We start from the raw sequence: 17,035 nt of genomic DNA, 5'->3' as shown, positions 1-17,035 counted from the left end.
GTAACACACTGGGACGATAAGCGTGTGTTTTCGAAAGTATTCGCGAGCTAGCACTGGCCGGATTGTATTCCAGCCAGTGCCAGCAGCGGATCGAGTATCAGCATATACCTGTACCCATGAAGATACATATTATACGTCAGGGGGCCTGATAGACATTGTAGCGTTCTTTGTGTCAGCAGGTGTCGGCTTCCTCCCGACCACAAGGGACGGGGCCTCCGCCTCGTACTGCCTGTGAACTCATACGGCAGCAGTCGATTCACACCCCGTCACGGGTAGCGATAGCCGAAGTCAGGCTGTTCAACACCGGTGAATTCGAACTTGGCACCACCGTCGGCAGACTCGGTCACACTCACGTCCCAGCCGTGGGCGTCGACAATCTGTTCGACAATCGACAGGCCAAATCCGGTCCCCGAGTCAGAAGTGGTAATACCGTGGTTGAGGACACTCTCACGTTTGTCTTCCGGAATACCGACCCCGTCGTCGGCGACGAAGAAGCCATCATCTATCTCTCCAACGGTGAGTGTCACGTTCGGGCCCGCGTGGTCCCGTGCGTTGCGATACAAGTTTTCGAAGAGATTTAGCAACCGATCCGAGTCAGCTTCGAACTCGTACTCACCAGTAATATCGAGGGAGATAGCCTGCGTATCGACGTTTTCCCAAGCCTGCTGGGCAATTGACGAGAGGGTCACGGTTTCCGTTTCACCGATCGAGCGCCCCTGCTTCGCCAGGGTCAACATATCCTCAATGATTGCTTCCATTCGGTTGAGGGCGTGCTCAGCCTCGTCGAGGGCCGATTCATCACCTGTCTCTTTGGCGATTTGGATGTGTCCGCTGGCGACAGTCAGTGGGTTCCGCAGGTCATGTGAGACTATTCCAGCGAACTGTTGGAGTTGCTCGTTCTGCCGCTCAAGCTCTCTGGTCCGGTGCTCTAGTTGCTTTTTTCGCAACTCCCGATCAGTGACATCCTTGATGAGGGCGGTCCGGCCGATAGGATCATCGTCGCTGCCGAGGCTTGTTATCTGCGCATCGAAGCAGCGGTTCTCACCCTCCGGGGTTTCCACCCAGACATCATTAAATTCACCCGCCGTCATCGATGGGTCAAAAAAAGACGTGTCCGATGACGCAAACACACTTGGAGACACAACGTCAGTGAGTTGCTCGCCGACGATACGCTTGTTCTGTGCACCGAGTATACGCTTGCCCATCGGATTGACGTCGACGATTCTGTTTTTCCGATCCACTACGACCACACCACTTTGCATGGTCTGGATAACGGCGTTGCGGGCCATCGGCGTTAGGTCGTTCCATCGATGTGAGAAGAGCGACAAGATCCGTTCAACCGGTATGTACTGTAATCGACGGTAGCTCCCGACTGTTAATGCACTCAGGGCCGCGACGATCAGAAATCCAACGACGCTGAGGACAAAATACCGGAATGGACTTAAGCCGGTGAGCGACAGGAACGGCCCGGCGTTCAACACAAACGCACCCATCAGATTCATGAGCGTGATCTTCCGGTAGATATTCCGTGACGAACGGAACTTTCCCAGCAGGAACCAACTGCCGATTACGGCGAGCGTCCAGTTGTGGACGGCACCGAGCCACGTTCCGATTCCCCATCCGAACTCCAGCACAGTTCGAGAACCGATATCTGTCACCGTCGGCTCTATCAAGAACAACCCAGTTGCATCGTTCGTGAGATATCCCAGCGTCCCGAGTAAGGGGGTAACTAACAGCAAACCTACCCGATGTCGTGTAATCCACTCGTCTCGCCCGGTGTAATAAAGAGCGAAGAAAAACCACGCGACGGCCGTCCAAAGGGTAGCGATAAATGTGATTTTGTTTCCAAATAGAATCAGATCGTGCGTGGTGGTGACCACGGCAACGACCTGCCCGGCCGACCAGACCGTAATGCAGACCAGCGTCAGGAACTGTGCTTGGTTTGCAGGCCGCCGACCCGATGACGTATTAAGTACTCTAGTCCAGATGAGGACAGCAGTCAGAGCAGTCATGACCGTTGTCAAGAGCAGCGGTAGTGCAATGGGAGTGAACTGGAACACGATGTACTGGTACCACTTAGCTAGATTACTACGGCCCGACTTATTTTAGTGGGAGAATTATCAATATTGATACGTCCCCTCTGACACCGTGAGATCAAGGGACGTCTGGTGATTCCCCACGGCCGGTCAAATGGAAACCGGAGAAGTCGCTTCCCGAACTATCCGCTCACACTATCCACGCCTCCGCTCTCAGTGGTTTGTGACTAAGACTCGAATACACGTCAACACCTGAGTGCGTACGTGGCAATCCCGCAGGCTGTCTCAGATTGTTCCGGTGGGAGCGATGCTGTCTCAGCTATGGACCAGAACACGGTTAAAAACGAGCGGTCTCCACGTACTGGCACGTATCCCACAGCTTGGCTGTGTCGTCACTCGTCGGTCTCGCGGCGGATCATGGCTGTCGCCTCGTATGAAATAACCAGTTCGTCGTCCTGATTCAGTCCTTCGTGGCGGGTGGTGATGTACCCCCGGCTCGGGTCGCTGTCGGAGGGTCGCTTGTCGATGATTTCGGTTCGTAGTCGTAGCGTGTCACCGGGTTGGAGCGGCTGATGCCAGCGGAGATCGTCGACGCCGACGCCAGCCTGCGTTGCCATATCCTCGCTGTTCTCGACGTTGAGACGCATGCAGATCGCGGCGGTCTGCCACCCGGAAGCGACTAGCCCGCCGAAGACGGAGTCCTTCGCTGCGTCCGCATCGGTGTGGAACGGTTGCGGGTCGTACTTCTCGCCGAATTCTACGATCTCGGATTTCGACACAGTGTATCCATCGGATTGTCGTACGTCGCCAACCGAAACATCCTCGTAAAGTTTCATACGATCATGCACAGGGTGCACAAACAAAAAACCCGGCGCGATCACCGACAGAATGCAGCTCCGTGGGTATGGCAGCAATACCGGATTCAGGAATTATTGCGATGCGTTCGAGAGTCGCTGGCGAACAATATGCAGTAAGCCAAAGCGGCGAACAAACCCTCTCGGTGGTGCCGTGCTCAGAATAGCAGCGGATTCAAGCGCGGCGTACTTAGCTCGAACTCAGTCGGTCGCTCCAGTTTCCGCTCGTAACTGCGACGGCGAGGGCAACAGTGCCGACCACAGCGATAAGCGCTCGGCCGCCGAGTCCCAGCGACATCCCGGCGAGCGACGCGAGCGTGTTCGTCAGCAAGAACAGCACGACGACGGGGAGAACCCAACTGACCGTCAGGAGCCACGGCCTGGCTAACCACCCGAAGCTTTCGGTTCCGGCGCGGAACTCCGCCAGCGCTTCCCCGCGCAGTAGCCAGCCGACGATGACGGTGAACGCGAACAGTCCGACGGTCAACATGAGGTCTGCGAGCGTGCCGGAGACGAACTGGAACACCGGGCTCGTGAGTGCCAGCCCGCTCCCGGTGGCCGCAAGCAGGACCGAGACCAGCACCGTTGCCCGGCGTCGCGGGACGCCGAAGCTGTCGACGAGCGTGGCGACCGGCGTTTCGAGCAGGCTGATACCGCTGGTCACCGCGGCCATCAACACGGTCGCGAAAAACGCCGTCGCGACGAGTTCCCCGCCCGGGAGCGTCGCAAACGCTGTCGCGAGCGCAACGAACAACGCGCCAGGGCCACCCTGTCCGGGGTCGACACCCTGGGAAAACAGCAGCGGAATGACGACCAAGCCGGCGAGGACACCGATGAACGTGTTCGAGACAGCGATGACCAGCGTGTCTCGCGGAAGGGATGCGTTGTCGTCGAGATACGAGGCGTACGTCAGCATGACTCCAGCGCCGAGCGAGAGCGTGAACAGCGCCTGGCCCGCCGCTGGCCCGATAACGCTCAGGAAGTTGGCGGCGAGATACTCGGCGTCGAAGCTGAGATAGAACGCGTAGCCGGCGGCCGTTCCCGGCTGGGTGGCCGTCCATACCGCGAGGCCGATCAGGATTAGCACGACGCCGGGCAGCATCACCTTCGAGACGCGTTCGATACCGTGGCTCACGCCGAAGAAGACGATCCCGGCGACGCTCCCGAGAAACAGCAGGTGAAAGGCGACCGCTTCGAGGCCGAAGCTCATTGCCCCGAAGTACTGCTGGGGCTGCCCGAAGTACGCCCCGACCGGCGAGACCAGCGTGTAGCGAAGGATCCACCCGCCGACGACAGAGTAGAACGAAAGGATGACGAGTGTCGTGAGGACGTTGAACGCGCCCAGCCACGACCCCCAGCGGGAGCCGGTGAGCGAGCGAAGCGCCGCGGTCGGCGTCTGCCGGCCACAGCGGCCGAGGACGAACTCAGCGAGCAGTCCCGGGACGCCGATGCCGACGACGACGAGCAGGTAGACGATGAGGAACGCGCTGCCACCGTTCCCGGCGGTCAGCCACGGGAACCGCCAGATGTTCCCGAGGCCCGCCGCACCGCCGACAGCGGCCAGCACGAAGCCGAGGTTCGATATCCATGAGTCACGTTCGGACATTCGTGTACACGTCTGTACAGTGGGTACTCAAATCCCTGTTGATTCGGTTGCTTGCCCGTGGTTATGAAGGCGTCAGCTAGCCGACAGCCGGGCCCGTATGCCGGCTATGCCACAGCAGTCCGTATCGACTGCCAGCACGCCGCCCACTTGGCGCGAAAATGCCCCCGTAATCCGCCTCAGACCGCGAGGTACTCCGCAATCGCGTCCTCGTCGGCGATTGTCGACGGACCGAGTTCATCGACGACCGTCCCACGCTCCATCGCGTAACAGCGGTCGGCCATCTCGCGGATGACCCCGAGGTTCTGCTCGACGAACAGAATCGTCGTTCCGAGGTCCTCGTTAATCGTCTGCATGTCCTGGCTGATTTGGTCAACGATAGATGGCTGGATGCCCTCGCTCGGCTCGTCAAGCAGGAGCAGGTCGGGGTTCGAGACCAGTGCCCGGCCGATGGCAAGCATCTGCTGTTGCCCGCCCGAGAGCGTGCCGGCCTCCTGGCTGGCCCGTTCTTCGAGGACCGGGAAGTAGTCGTATATCTGGTCGTATAGCGTCTCGTCGCTGTCCGACCGGATAGTCTCGCCCATCTTGATGTTCTGCTCGACGGTTAGCTTGGGGAACACGTCCCGGCCCTGCGGGATGTAGCCGATGCCGGCCCGTGCGCGTTCGTCGGCGGAGGTGGTCGTCACGTCGGTGCCGTCGTAGCTGATGGTCCCCTCGCTGGGCTCCAGCAGCCCCATCACTGTCTTCAGGAGCGTCGTCTTGCCGACGCCGTTTTTTCCCATCACGCCGACGATTTCCCCTTCCTCGACGGAGAGGTCCACGTCCCGCAGTATCGGTGTCGTGTCGTAGGCGGCGGAAACATCGTCGAGTTCGAGCATCACGACTCACCCCCCAGATATATCCGCTGGACCTCCGGATCGGATTCTATCTCCTCGATCGGCCCTTCGCGGAACACCTCGCCGTTGTGCAGGACAGTCACTTCTTCGGCGATGCTCGCGACGAAGTCGGTGTCGTGCTCGATGACGACGAAGGCGATTCCTTGCTCCTCGTTGAGCCGCGTGATCCGCTCGGCGATGGCTTCGCGTTCGGCCACGTCGAGGCCGGCGACCGGCTCGTCCAGCAGGAGCAAGTCGGGTTCGAGCGCGGCGGCCATCCCGATTTCCAGTTGCTGTTGCTGCCCGTGTGAGAGTTGCCCGGCATCGACGTCCTCGTAGCCGGTGAGCCCCGCGGCCTCAATGGCCTCGGCGACCAGCCGGCGTCGCTCCTCCCCGTCGGCGAACTGCTGGACGGGGAGCCTGACGTTCTCTCTAACGCTCAGGGCACCGTACACGGATGGGACCTGGAATTTCATACTGATACCGCGTGAGACCCGCTCGTGTGGGTCGAGATCGGTGATGTCGTGGCCGTTGTAGTAGATACTGCCGGCGGTCGCCTCGTACGAGCCGGTAATCAGGTTCAGCAGCGTCGACTTGCCAGCGCCGTTGGGGCCGATGAGACAGCGTAGCTCCCCTTCGGCGACCGAGAAGTCCACGTCGTCCGTGGCGGTGAACCCGCCGAACTGTTTCACGAGCCCGTCGGTCTGTAGCAGTGTCTCAGTTCTGTCCCCCGTTGCCAGCTCCGCGGCGGTCTGTCGGACGTTCGGTCCGAGCGAATCAATGTCGGATTCGGTTTCAGTGTCACTCATTAGTCACTCACCTCACTCGACGCATCAGGAGCGTCAGGCCCGCCGGCTTCGCCCGGGCCGAGTCGGGCGTCGACGATTTGCCGGTGGACCCACGGGACGAACCCGCCGGGGAGCACCAGAATCGTCACCAGCAACAGAGTGCCAAGCAAGACCAGCGCCAGCTCACCTGCCATCGAGATGCGGAGGTATTCGATGGCGAGCGTTGCGACGACGGCCCCAAGCAGGCTCTTTCGGCCGCCGATACTCACCCAGATGACCGGCAGCGTCGCGAACAGCAGCGAGAACACGGTCGGGTCGATGTAGACGTTCCGTGCAGCGTACAGCACGCCGGACAGGCCCGCCAGCGCGCCGCCGAGCGTGAACACGACGAACTTGATGCGGGTCACGTTGTAGCCGAACATCTCGGTCCGGTCCTCGTCCTCGCGGACGGCGACCATCACGCGGCCGTAGTCCGAGTTGACCAGGACTCGCAGCCCGAGGTACGTTCCGACCAACAACACCAGCACGAGGTAGTAGAACGGGCTGAGTTCGAACGATCCGATACCGATAACCCGCATCGGGAACGGGTTGTACATGAACTGGTAGGAGGCCCCCTCAACGCCAAGGGTCAACACCGGAATGTCTGGCATTCCGTTGAAGCCGCCAAGCGCTGCCTCGCCGATAGCCCACTCGGACCCCGCGGTCTGGGCCATGAACGTGTGCATGACGATCGTCGAAACGAGCGTGATGATAGTGACGTAGACGTCACGCACCCCGCCGTAGAACATGAAGTAGCCCAGTATCGCCGCGCTGATTCCACCGCCGACGATACCGGCGACGACAGCGGCCGTGATACCGCCCGGGGTCGCGAAGTTGATCGAGACGACGCCGAACGTGTAGGCCCCGATACCGAAGAAGACGACCTGGCCGAAGCTCAGCACACCCGAGTAGCCCCAGACGACCGACAGCGAGAGCCCCAGCAGCGCTAGCACCATGAACAGCGACAGCTGCGAGCCGTCGCCGAACACCGGGTAGACGGCGAGCGCCGCCACGGCGACGACGAAGCCGACCCAGAACCCGCGGGAGTCCCCGATCGTGTTCGGTCCCTCAAACCGGCTTCGGAGCCGGTCCGGGAGCGACCTGTTCGGTGCGCTAGTTGGTTCTGTCGATGACATTTACTCGCTCTCCTGTCTCCGTTTCCGTAGTTGTTCGATGAACCCAGTGATGCCGTCGGGGAGGAACCGGAGCGCGATGAGCGCGGCGACGAGCAACGCGATACGGCCGATGAACGTCCCGTAGAGGTTCGAGAACACGGCCAGTATCGCCCCGAGGACGCCACCCGAGAGCGCGGTCCCGAGGACGACGCTCGGGCCACCGACGACGACGGCGACGAACGACTCGACGAGGAACTGGTCCCCGAGCGTCGGCCGCATCGTGATGACCGGCGCAAAGAGCGCACCCGTCAGTCCCGCCAGTCCCGACCCGATTCCGAACGTCAGCATGTACATGCGCTCGGTATCGACACCCATTGCCCGTGCGGTCTCCTTGTCCTGTATCGTCGCCCGGGCCCGCATGCCGAACTCGGTCCGGGTAAACAGGTAGTAGGTGGCAACCAACAGCGCGATGCTGACCCCAGCCAGCACGATTCGGTACGTGGAGTAGGAGAACGCGCCGTACTCGATGGGACCGAAGGGCGTCGAGAGGCCGTCGATGGAGTTCCCGAAGGCGATTCGGGTGCCCTGGGTCAGTATCAGGCTGAGCCCGAACGTGGCGACCATCGAGTCGGCCAGCCGGTCGTACAGCGGTTCGATGATGTCCCGGTCGAGCGTCCGCTGGCTGACGTAGTTGGGCACCGCTCCGGAGATGATTACCCGCTCTGTGAGGATTCCGAAGAGGGCGGTGACGACACCGCCGATAGGAATCGCGACGGCGAGCGGAATCCCGAGGTGGGTCACGGACAACGTGGACGTGTAGGCACCGATGAGGATGAACTCCCCGTGTGCCAGATTGATGACGCCCATGATCCCGAAGATGATGGCCAACCCCGCCGCGGCGAGCACGATGAACGCGAAGCTGTCGAGGAACTGAAGCGCGAGGTTGATCCCGTTTACCATCCCTACTCGGCCTCCTCGTAGTAGTCCACCGGGGTGTACTGGGTCTGCTCCGGGTTCTCGGGGAGGTTACAGCCGGCCGTCTCCGAGAGGAACGTCTCTGGGATCTGCCGGTTCTCGACGGCTTCGACGTTGTGTTCCTCGTCGGCGCGCATAATCCACATGTGGTGGTCGACGTGGTGGGTCGCGCCGTCGAGGCGGATCGTCTCACCCTCGGGCGCTTCGGGTGCCTCCTCGGTGCCGAGTTCGATCCCCGACTCCAGGGCGTCGATGACTTCCGGCTGTTCGGTGGTCCCGGCCTGCTCGACGGCTTTCTTGTACATGTACGTCGAGAAGTAGTTGGTCTCGGCCTCCTCGTTGAGGTAGGGGGCGTCGGGGTACTTCTCGAAGTACCGGTCGACGAAGCCGCCGTCGCCCGTGTTGCTGTCGGTCGGAACCTCCTCCATGTAGTTGACGCCGGCGTAGATATTGGCCATCGCCGGGGCGTCGAGCCGTCGGTGCTCGTACCCCTGTGCCATCGCCGTCGAGGTGCCGATTGGCACGTCGAGACCGGCCGAGGCTTTCTGCTCGTAGAACGACGTGTGGTTCGCGCCCACGAGCATCGACATGACGAAGTCCGGGTCCGCCTCCTGAATACGGTTGATCGTCGAGCCGAAGGATGATTCGCTGAGCGGGATGAACTCCTCGCCGAGGACGTTCGCGTCGTTCTCGTTTGCCAGCACCTTTACCCAGTCGGCCGAAAGCTGTCCGAAGTTGTAGTCGGCCGCGATGGTGTAGATGTCCGGACCGAACTCCTCGACTAGATACGGGAGGACGATGCCGAGTTGCTGCCGGGCGGTCGGTCCGACCGCGAAGGTGAACTCGTCACAGACACCGCCCTCGTACTGGGTGGTGTAGAAGTACAGCTGTTCGTTGCGGTCGATTATCGGACGTATGGCCTCCCGGGTTGCCGAGGAGTAGCCGGCCCACAGCGCGTCGACGTTCTCCTCGTTGATGGCCGTTCGAGTGAGTTCCTGATAGCGCTGGTTGTCCGACTGGGGGTCGCGCTGGAACGTTTCGATCTGCATCCCGTCGATCCCGCCGTTGGCGTTGATTTCCTCGATAGCGAGCATCGACGCCTTTGCTTTCGGATCACCAACGAGGGCGAAGTTCCCGGACTGGTCCTCAAGAACGCCAATTTTGAGCGTCTCGGCGCTGCTCGCGGTATCGGTCGAAGTTCCACCTTCACCGGCCGAACAGCCGGCGAGGCCAGCGACGAGTGCGGCCCCACTCGCGCCGAGGAACTGGCGACGGCTGACGGACGGACGACTCATGCTTTCACCGCCAGTTTCTGATTGTTGTTAGAACCATTATATCCGAAGCTCTTGACCATCTCTCGTTCTTTGCTCTTGATATCCGAACGTTCGTCCATGATTTCGCTCACAGTGTTGCCGTCCGGGAGGGGGAAAATAAGGTTTACCACTCTTATCTTATATTGTCCGCCATACAGTCTGGAGAGTATAAGGTCGTCAAAGGATATGACGAATAGGCATCGAAGCCACTAGTATTAGCGTGAAAATTTGAATTATTCAGCAATTTTGGGAGAGGAGTTGTCAATACGGCAAAAATAGAAATTAATGGTATTTTTCCGGTTCGGCGGTTTATCTTGCCGCTGTCGGCCAGTTTTGTGCTCTCGACCCTCCAAATCGCCCGTCATATTCTCGCCCGCGCCCCGGGGCCACCTATCGTCGGCACTGCCAGCAGACTGGACGTGAGTCGTGTTGACTCCGAGAAGTAGGACAGTTCGATAGTCTGTCCCCTTTATCTACGGTAGAAACTTTAGCATTTAATTCGTCTGCCGATATAGAGGCGTCACTTGCGCAGAGAGCAACCATTTTAGTATGTGTATTCAAAGAGAGGGGCAGATGATAGACGAACAGTCAGAAATACTCGGGACGGTGGCGCGATGAGCGACGGACTCGTACCCGGTGAGGTCCTCCCTGGCGAGGGAACTGTAACACTGAACGAGGGTCGCGAGACGACGGAAGTGACGGTCGGTAACACCGGCGACCGGCCCTCGCAGGTTGGATCGCATTTCCACTTCTTCGAGGCCAACGCAGCCCTAGAGTTCGACCGCGAGGCTGCCATGGGAATGCGGCTGAACATCCCCGCCGGCACGGCCGTCCGGTTCGAACCCGGCGACGAGCAGACAGTCGAACTCGTCGAAATCGGCGGGAAGCGCCGCGCCCACGGGATGAACGGACTGGTCAACGGGAGCGTCGACAGCGATACGAGCGATGCTGTCGAGCGCATGCGTGCGGCAGGCTTCGGGGACACTGGCGAGACGGCAACGGACGGCGGCGACGCGGAGTCCGACCAATGACACGCGACATCGACCGCGAGAACTACGCCGAGCTGTACGGGCCAACGACGGGTGACAAGGTCCGCCTGGGTGACACGGAACTGTTCGCCGAAGTCGAGAACGACCTGCGGACCCACGGCGACGAGGCGGTGTTCGGCGGCGGGAAGACGCTCCGGGACGGGCTGGGAATGACCCCCGGCGTCACACACGCGGAGGGCGCACTCGACTGGGTGCTGACGAATGCGACGATTATCGACCCGATACTCGGTATCGTCGCCGCCGACATCGGAATTCGGAACGGTGAGATCGCCGGCATCGGGAAGGCCGGGAACCCCGACACGATGGACGGCGTCGACATGGTCGTCGGCCCGTCGACGGACGTCTACCCCGCCGAGGGGAAGATTGCCACCGCTGGCGGCCTCGACATCCACATCCACTTCAACTCCGCACAGCTCCACGAACACGCGCTTTCGGGCGGCATCACGACAATGCTCGGTGGCGGGTACGGCGGCGGCGCGACGACGACCACGACCGGCCCGGAGAACATCAAGCGCTTCCTGCAGGCCGCCGAAGCGTGGCCGGTTAACGTCGGTTTCTACGGGAAGGGCAACGCCTCCGACCCCGGTCCGCTCCGCGAGCAGGTCGAGGCCGGTGCCTGCGGGCTGAAACTCCACGAAGACTGGGGGTCGACGCCCGAGACGATCAACACCTGTCTCGAAGTCGCCGAGGACGAGGACGTGCAGGTGTGTATGCACACGGACACGCTGAACGAGGCTGGCTTCGTCGAGAACACGTTCGGTGCCGTCAACGGCCGGACGATGCACCTGTTCCACATCGAGGGCGCGGGCGGCGGCCACGCCCCGGACATCATGGAGATGGTCGGCGAGCCGAACATGCTCCCATCGTCGACGAACCCGTCGATGCCGTACACCGACAACACGTTCGACGAGCACCTGGACATGGTAATGGTGTGTCATCACCTCAACCCCGACGTGCCGGAGGACGTGGCCTTCGCCGAGTCCCGCGTTCGCGCGGAGACCATCGCCGCCGAGGACGTGCTTCACGACATGGGCGCGATTTCGATGATGACCTCCGACTCCCAGGCGATGGGCCGGATGGCCGAGGTCATCCCGCGGACGTGGCAGACGGCCTCGAAGATGAAGTCCCAGCGCGGCCCGCTCCCCGAGGACGAGGGGACCGGCGCGGACAACCACCGCATCAAGCGCTACATCGCGAAGTACACCGTCAACCCCGCTATCAGCGCAGGCATCGAGAAGCATGTCGGAACGCTTGAACCCGGCAAGCTCGCCGATATCTGCCTGTGGGACCCTGCGTTCTTCGGCGTCAAGCCGGCGATGACGTTCAAGGGCGGCTTCCCGGTCCACTCGGAGATGGGCGAGGCCAACGGGTCGCTGATGACCTGCGAACCGATTCTCCAGCGCGAACGGGCCGGCGCGGTCGGCAAGGCCAAACACGGTCTCTCGCTTTCGTTCGTCTCCCCAGCGGCCGCCGAAGCCAACGTCGGCGAGGAGTACGGGCTCGATTCCCGTGTCGTTCCAATCGAGGGCGCACGCACGCCCGGCAAGGACGACATGGTGTACAACGACTATTGCCCCGACGACATCGAAGTCGACCCCGAGACCTTCGAGGTCCGGGTCGACGGTGACCACGTCACCTGCGAACCGTCTTCCGAACTCCCACTCGCACAGCGGTACATGCTATGAAACTCACAGCCAAAGAACAGGAACGACTCACGGTCTTTACCGCAGCAGAGGTCGCGCGACGCCGCAAGGAACGCGGCGTCCCGCTGAACCACCCCGAAGCGGTCGCCTACATCAGCGACTGGTGCATCGAGCGCGGCCGGGACGGTCAGTCGGTCGCCGAGATCCGCTCCGGCGCGTCGAAACTGCTGGGCCGCGAAGACGTGATGGACGGCGTCCCGGAGATGATCGACATGATTCAGGTCGAGCCGGTGTTCCCCGACGGTACGAAACTCGTCACGGTTCACGACCCGATTCGCTCCGACAGTGTCGGGTCGGCCGACGACGATGCACCTGAGGGGGAGACGGCGACCGATGGCGGAGACTCAGCGGGGACAGACGAATGAGTCTCACACATCGGGACGTGGCGACGGTCGGTATCGGCGGCCCGGTCGGCTCCGGAAAGACCTCACTGCTGACCGCGCTCGTCCCAGAACTTCGCGAGCAGGGCCTTGACGTGGGCGTCATCGCCAACGACATCCTCACGCAAGAGGACGCCGACGTGCTGCGCGAACGCTTTGCCGGGGTCGTCCCGGAAGACCTCGTCGCCGGCGTCGAGACGGGAGCGTGCCCGCATACGGGCATCCGCGAGGACCCGTCGATGAACCTCCAACAGATCGATTCGTTCCTGGCCGACCACCCGGAACTGGACCTGGTGCTGGTCGAGAGCGGCGGCGACAACCTCGCGGCGACGTTCAACCCCGAACTCGCCGACTACTCGCTGTACGTCATCTCGGTCGCGGAAGGGGAAGACATCCCCCGCAAACGCGGCCCCGGCGTCGTCGATTGTGACCTACTCGTCGTCAACAAGACGGATCTCGCGCCTCACGTCGGCGCCGACCTCGACGTGATGGAGCGAGACGCCGACGAGGTCCGGGACGGACCGGTCGTCTTCACCAACTGCAAGGACGAGACGAACATCGACGAGGTGGTGTCACACGTCCGCGAAGGGGTGCTGTTCGCCTGATGGCCGCCGACGCGCCCCACCCGGCGTTCGAGGGGTATGCGACCGAGGCCGTGCCACAGGCCGCCGTAGGGTCGCCGGGGAAAGACGGCGTGCTCGAACTGACCTTCGAGCGGACGGCCGACGGGACGACTCTGGTCCACGACTACGCGACGGTCCCGTTCCACGTCTCGGGGACGCTGGGGCACGACCCCCATCCCGACGCCGACACTGTCTTCGTCCAGTCGCCGACCGGCGGCATCGCCCAGGGCGATCGCCACGACGTGTCGATAACCGTTGAAGAGGAAGCCATCGCTCACGTCTCGACCCAGAGCTCGACGAAGGTCCAGACGATGACGTGTAACTACGCCGCCGCCGACACGACCCTCAGCGTCGGCACCGACGGCCACCTGGATTACGTGCCTGAGCCGACGATTCTGCACGCCGATTCCCGATACGTGCAGGAACTGACGGTCGACCTGGCCCCCGGCGCGACCGCCGTTGTCAGCGACGTGGTCGTCCCGGGTCGCCTCGCCCGAGGCGAACGGTTCGAGTTCGAACGATACCTCTCCCGCGTGCGCGGGACCGGGCCTGACGGGCTCCTGTTCGAGGACGCAACCCATCTGACGCCGGGAGACAGGGACCCGACAGCACCCGGCGTTCTCGGCGAGTTCACCGTCTACGGGACATCATTCATCCTCGCACCGCACCGCGACGAGGCCGAACTGAGCGACGCCTTACATGCGGCCGTCACAGACGGCGAAGCCCGGGCCGGTGCGACAGCGCTCCCCAACGGGGCCGGCGTCGCGGTCCGTGCTCTGGGCGACCGGGCCGAGACCGTCCAGGCGACGCTCCACGCGGCCTGGGACCACGCCAGACAGGAGTTAGTGGACGCGCCTGCGCCGTCCGGGAGGAAGTACTGATGCTGGTCGCAGACACCTATCTCGGTCACCGTAACGACGATGCCACCGCCGGGGCCGTCGCTACGTCGGACCACGCAACGGTCGTGCTCTCGGACACTGAACGCCAGCGCTCGCGAGTCCGCACTGAGACGACAGACGGCCGGGACCTCGGTATCGTTGTCGCCCGCGACCTCGCGGACGGCGACGTGCTGGAAGCCGAGGACGGCACCCTCGTCGTCGTCGAACTCGCCGCGATCGAGGCCCTCGTGCTCGATTTCGCCGACAGCGAGGTGTCACCGACCGCGGCGCTGGAGCTCGGTCACGCAGTCGGGAACAGACACTGGAACCTCGCGGTCCGCGACCGAGAGGCCCTGTTCCCCGTGACCGACTCGAAGGAACGGATGGAGACGACGGTCGCCGAACTGCTGCCCGCAGACGTGCCGACGCGGTACGAACACGTTCCGCCGACAACGTTCGATGATGAAGGTGTTGACCACACGCACCGCGACGGTACCGGCATGCACGACGGCGGCGGCCACAGTCACGGCGGCGGCCACAGTCACGGCGGCAGCCACGCCCACGACCACGGCGTCCGGACTATCGATGGGGGCGACCAATGAGCGACGCCGCGACGCTCGAATCGTTCCGGCTCGCGGACTCGTTCCTCCCGGTCGGGACCTACACCGTATCGTACGGACTGGAGCAGTTCATTCAGGACGACCGAGTCGACGACGCGGCGGACCTCGAAGCGCTCCTGTCGACGTACCTCCGCCGGCAAGTCGGACCTGCCGAACTCGTCGCGCTCCGGGCTGCACACGCCGCTGCAACCGATGGGAATCTCGAAGCGGTCTGTCGGGCCGACCAGCGGCTTTCGGCCGTGACGCTGGCCGCGGAGTTCCGCGAGAGCGCCAAGCAGTCCGGCGACCGACTGCTCTCGCTCCAGACGGACCTGTGTGACGAGGCGCTCCTGGACCGGTACGCTGAGCGAGTCGTCGCCGATGAAGCCCCCGGCAACTACGCCGTTGTACTCGGCGTTGCGACAGCCCTGGCCGACGTGGCTGTCCGTGACGCCTGCTTGCTGTGCTGTCACGGGTTCGTCACCGGACTGCTGGGCGCAGCCCAGCGCCTCCTCTCGCTCGGCCACACAGATGCCCAGCGAATACTGAATGACCTACAGCCGGTCATCACAGCCGCAGTCGAGGAGAGCGCGGACCGGGGGATAGACGAGATGACGCCGTTCGCCCCACTGGTAGATGTGTTGGCCGCCGAGCACGAACGCGCGGAGCGGCGGCTGTTCGCCAGTTAACGGCCGACCCACGACGGCGGTCCCTTGACACGGAGGCTCCGCGCTGCACTCGGCCATACAAAAATGACGTGACCAGTAGCCAGTTCTGTTATTCGGCACTCGCAACGAGCAGAAACGTCTCCGGTCGCACCGCCTCGAACTCGATTGTGAATCCGTGTTGGCGGAGCGCGTCCGTTGCCTCGGCGGCGGAAAACCGTTCGTCGACGGGCGGGCCGTTGCGACCGCTGCCGGAAGCCGCCCAATCAGCGATGGCGAACGTCCCACCCGAGTTGAGTACCCGTGCGACCTCGTTCAGCGCCCCGTCGCTAGCGAACTCGTGGTACGTCATCGTCGAGAACGCCCCGTCGAGACTGCCGGTATCGAACGGGAGGTCGTCGACCGCACTCGTCACGAGGTCGACGTTGTCAGGGACGCCTTTCTCCCGATAGTAGTCGTGCATCGCTTCCTGGATGTCGACAGCGTACACTGATTCGACGGCCGGTGCGATGTCGTCGGTGTAGAATCCAGTCCCGCTCCCGAGGTCCGCGACCGTCTCGTCACTGTCGGGTGAGAGCGCCCAGTGCAACTCTTCTGCAGAGAGAGAGCGGTACCGTTGCTGAGCGTCTTCGAGTTTGTCGGCCCGGCCGGCGTCGAACGTGTGATACCCCATATTAGAGGTTCTGGAACGCCTCATCGACGATTTCGCCGGTGTCGGCGACGATGTCCGCCATCTCCTCGTTGTCGGGAGCCATCCCGACGAGGCGGGCGATACGCATAATCGAGACGTGATAGACGCGCTGTTGTCCGGGTTCTTCCTCCCAGATGACGACGTTACAGGCCATGAGCGCACCGAGTTTGTTGTCTGTCGCATCGAGAGCGCGGTCAGCGACTTCGGGGTTACAGGCCCCCAACACGTAGTAGGGGTCACGGTCCGCATCGATCTTCTCGTTGAGCATATCGGAGGGCGAGAACTCGACGGGGACACCGAATCCGGCGTCGGTGAACACGTCTCGGACGTGTTCGATGGCGTCTTCGTGACTCATTTCGAGCGTCGCCTGTTGTTCGCCGATGTCTTCGGGGTCGATCTGGCTCGGGTCGATTGGGAGTACCATTCGTGTGTTGTATTGTGCCTACAGAGCAAAGTCTCTTCGGATATGCTGTCGGAGGGGCGGAGCGAATTTTCGAGTTCCGGATCGAGCAGGAGGGTCGTTACTCGTCGATATTGCAACCGTAGCTCGTCGGCGGAGTATGTCTTGTTATGTGGTACTTCGGAAATGATGTGGCTATCAAATGGCTAGTAAAGTACGCCATTACCGACCACTTCCACGGGTACTGAGGCAATTCTACCTGTGAACCCCACACGATAGGCCACACCGACTTGTTGTCATATATGAGACTGGCCTGTCCCGGTTACCGTTTGAGAGAACCGACGGCTGTGATGCCGAGGGTGGGAATCGACTGCTGGTCAGGTCCAACTCTTGACTCTCGTATAGACTCCCGCAGTGCAACTCAGTATTGCAAAGGGTGTACAAAATAA

The 17,035-nt window shown here is 62.2% G+C and carries 17 protein-coding genes; 7 read left to right on the top strand and 10 right to left on the bottom strand.

Features of this window, described 5'->3' with window-relative positions; genetic code table 11:
* Positions 1–266: 266 nt before the first annotated feature.
* From VI340_RS16465 to VI340_RS16430, 8 genes are all read right to left on the bottom strand, one after another.
* Entirely contained in the window at positions 267–2,060 is a 1,794-nt protein-coding gene (locus VI340_RS16465) for a histidine kinase N-terminal 7TM domain-containing protein (RefSeq protein ID WP_336358775.1), read from the bottom strand.
* Between the two features lie 368 nt (positions 2,061–2,428).
* Positions 2,429–2,872, bottom strand: coding sequence for a MaoC family dehydratase (locus VI340_RS16460; protein ID WP_014031079.1), 444 nt, complete (start codon positions 2,870–2,872; stop codon positions 2,429–2,431).
* 208 nt (positions 2,873–3,080) lie between these two features.
* Positions 3,081–4,496 carry a sodium-dependent transporter gene (locus VI340_RS16455; protein ID WP_336358774.1) on the bottom strand — a complete coding sequence of 472 codons (1,416 nt, stop codon included), beginning with the start codon at positions 4,494–4,496 and terminating at the stop codon, positions 3,081–3,083.
* A 176-nt stretch (positions 4,497–4,672) separates the two neighbouring features.
* Positions 4,673–5,371, bottom strand: coding sequence for an ABC transporter ATP-binding protein (locus VI340_RS16450; protein WP_336330128.1), 699 nt, complete (start codon positions 5,369–5,371; stop codon positions 4,673–4,675).
* The gene (locus VI340_RS16445) at positions 5,371–6,177 is read right to left on the bottom strand and encodes an ABC transporter ATP-binding protein (protein ID WP_008311851.1); all 807 of its coding nucleotides are present in this window, start codon (positions 6,175–6,177) and stop codon (positions 5,371–5,373) included. Before VI340_RS16445 ends, VI340_RS16450 begins: the two co-directional genes overlap by 1 nt.
* The gene (gene urtC, locus VI340_RS16440) at positions 6,177–7,331 is read right to left on the bottom strand and encodes an urea ABC transporter, permease protein UrtC (RefSeq protein WP_336358773.1); all 1,155 of its coding nucleotides are present in this window, start codon (positions 7,329–7,331) and stop codon (positions 6,177–6,179) included. Before urtC ends, VI340_RS16445 begins: the two co-directional genes overlap by 1 nt.
* Positions 7,332–8,270, bottom strand: a complete 939-nt coding sequence (gene urtB, locus VI340_RS16435; protein ID WP_336330130.1) for an urea ABC transporter, permease protein UrtB — start codon at positions 8,268–8,270, stop codon at positions 7,332–7,334.
* A gap of 2 nt (positions 8,271–8,272) precedes the next feature.
* The gene (locus tag VI340_RS16430; protein ID WP_008311846.1) at positions 8,273–9,580 is read right to left on the bottom strand and encodes an urea ABC transporter substrate-binding protein; all 1,308 of its coding nucleotides are present in this window, start codon (positions 9,578–9,580) and stop codon (positions 8,273–8,275) included.
* A gap of 632 nt (positions 9,581–10,212) precedes the next feature.
* Between VI340_RS16430 and VI340_RS16425 the strand changes: the two genes are divergently transcribed.
* The 7 genes from VI340_RS16425 to VI340_RS16395 are packed head-to-tail and all read left to right on the top strand — an operon-like array spanning position 10,213 to position 15,519.
* Entirely contained in the window at positions 10,213–10,629 is a 417-nt protein-coding gene (locus tag VI340_RS16425; RefSeq protein WP_336358772.1) for an urease subunit beta, read from the top strand.
* Entirely contained in the window at positions 10,626–12,332 is a 1,707-nt protein-coding gene (gene ureC, locus VI340_RS16420) for an urease subunit alpha (RefSeq protein WP_336358771.1), read from the top strand. Before VI340_RS16425 ends, ureC begins: the two co-directional genes overlap by 4 nt.
* Positions 12,329–12,715 (top strand): urease subunit gamma, encoded by a 387-nt coding sequence (locus tag VI340_RS16415; RefSeq protein WP_008311841.1) that lies wholly within the window; start codon positions 12,329–12,331, stop codon positions 12,713–12,715. Before ureC ends, VI340_RS16415 begins: the two co-directional genes overlap by 4 nt.
* The gene (gene ureG, locus VI340_RS16410; RefSeq protein WP_008311839.1) at positions 12,712–13,335 is read left to right on the top strand and encodes an urease accessory protein UreG; all 624 of its coding nucleotides are present in this window, start codon (positions 12,712–12,714) and stop codon (positions 13,333–13,335) included. The genes VI340_RS16415 and ureG overlap by 4 nt, the downstream gene beginning before the upstream one ends.
* The gene (locus tag VI340_RS16405; protein WP_336358770.1) at positions 13,335–14,234 is read left to right on the top strand and encodes an urease accessory protein UreD; all 900 of its coding nucleotides are present in this window, start codon (positions 13,335–13,337) and stop codon (positions 14,232–14,234) included. Before ureG ends, VI340_RS16405 begins: the two co-directional genes overlap by 1 nt.
* A complete protein-coding gene (locus tag VI340_RS16400; protein WP_336330133.1) occupies positions 14,234–14,833 on the top strand; it encodes an urease accessory protein UreE in 600 nt (199 codons plus the stop codon). Before VI340_RS16405 ends, VI340_RS16400 begins: the two co-directional genes overlap by 1 nt.
* The gene (locus tag VI340_RS16395; RefSeq protein WP_336358769.1) at positions 14,830–15,519 is read left to right on the top strand and encodes an urease accessory protein UreF; all 690 of its coding nucleotides are present in this window, start codon (positions 14,830–14,832) and stop codon (positions 15,517–15,519) included. The genes VI340_RS16400 and VI340_RS16395 overlap by 4 nt, the downstream gene beginning before the upstream one ends.
* An 88-nt stretch (positions 15,520–15,607) precedes the next feature.
* On the opposite strand, the gene VI340_RS16390 is transcribed toward VI340_RS16395, so the two are convergent.
* Both VI340_RS16390 and VI340_RS16385 read right to left on the bottom strand, forming a co-directional pair.
* A complete protein-coding gene (locus VI340_RS16390; RefSeq protein ID WP_008311834.1) occupies positions 15,608–16,168 on the bottom strand; it encodes a class I SAM-dependent methyltransferase in 561 nt (186 codons plus the stop codon).
* Position 16,169: 1 nt separating this feature from the next.
* Positions 16,170–16,610, bottom strand: coding sequence for a DUF302 domain-containing protein (locus VI340_RS16385; RefSeq protein ID WP_008311833.1), 441 nt, complete (start codon positions 16,608–16,610; stop codon positions 16,170–16,172).
* Positions 16,611–17,035: the final 425 nt, after the last annotated feature.

It is taken from the genome of Haloarcula sp. CGMCC 1.6347, assembly GCF_037078395.1.
In the GTDB taxonomy this organism is placed as follows: Archaea; Halobacteriota; Halobacteria; order Halobacteriales; family Haloarculaceae; genus Haloarcula; species Haloarcula amylolytica.
Note: the sequence above shows the minus strand (reverse complement) of the source record. Positions and strands in the feature narration are given on the sequence as shown.

Excerpts from the sequence above, each read along its gene's own strand:
- VI340_RS16460 (WP_014031079.1), bottom strand. The coding sequence starts at position 2,872 with ATGAAACTTTACGAGGATGTTTCGGTTGGCGACGTACGACAATCCGAT.
- VI340_RS16455 (WP_336358774.1), bottom strand. The coding sequence starts at position 4,496 with ATGTCCGAACGTGACTCATGGATATCGAACCTCGGCTTCGTGCTGGCC.
- VI340_RS16450 (WP_336330128.1), bottom strand. The coding sequence starts at position 5,371 with ATGCTCGAACTCGACGATGTTTCCGCCGCCTACGACACGACACCGATA.
- VI340_RS16445 (WP_008311851.1), bottom strand. The coding sequence starts at position 6,177 with ATGAGTGACACTGAAACCGAATCCGACATTGATTCGCTCGGACCGAAC.
- urtC (WP_336358773.1), bottom strand. The coding sequence starts at position 7,331 with ATGTCATCGACAGAACCAACTAGCGCACCGAACAGGTCGCTCCCGGAC.
- urtB (WP_336330130.1), bottom strand. The coding sequence starts at position 8,270 with ATGGTAAACGGGATCAACCTCGCGCTTCAGTTCCTCGACAGCTTCGCG.
- VI340_RS16430 (WP_008311846.1), bottom strand. The coding sequence starts at position 9,580 with ATGAGTCGTCCGTCCGTCAGCCGTCGCCAGTTCCTCGGCGCGAGTGGG.
- VI340_RS16425 (WP_336358772.1), top strand. The coding sequence starts at position 10,213 with ATGAGCGACGGACTCGTACCCGGTGAGGTCCTCCCTGGCGAGGGAACT.
- ureC (WP_336358771.1), top strand. The coding sequence starts at position 10,626 with ATGACACGCGACATCGACCGCGAGAACTACGCCGAGCTGTACGGGCCA.
- VI340_RS16415 (WP_008311841.1), top strand. The coding sequence starts at position 12,329 with ATGAAACTCACAGCCAAAGAACAGGAACGACTCACGGTCTTTACCGCA.
- ureG (WP_008311839.1), top strand. The coding sequence starts at position 12,712 with ATGAGTCTCACACATCGGGACGTGGCGACGGTCGGTATCGGCGGCCCG.
- VI340_RS16405 (WP_336358770.1), top strand. The coding sequence starts at position 13,335 with ATGGCCGCCGACGCGCCCCACCCGGCGTTCGAGGGGTATGCGACCGAG.
- VI340_RS16400 (WP_336330133.1), top strand. The coding sequence starts at position 14,234 with ATGCTGGTCGCAGACACCTATCTCGGTCACCGTAACGACGATGCCACC.
- VI340_RS16395 (WP_336358769.1), top strand. The coding sequence starts at position 14,830 with ATGAGCGACGCCGCGACGCTCGAATCGTTCCGGCTCGCGGACTCGTTC.
- VI340_RS16390 (WP_008311834.1), bottom strand. The coding sequence starts at position 16,168 with ATGGGGTATCACACGTTCGACGCCGGCCGGGCCGACAAACTCGAAGAC.
- VI340_RS16385 (WP_008311833.1), bottom strand. The coding sequence starts at position 16,610 with ATGGTACTCCCAATCGACCCGAGCCAGATCGACCCCGAAGACATCGGC.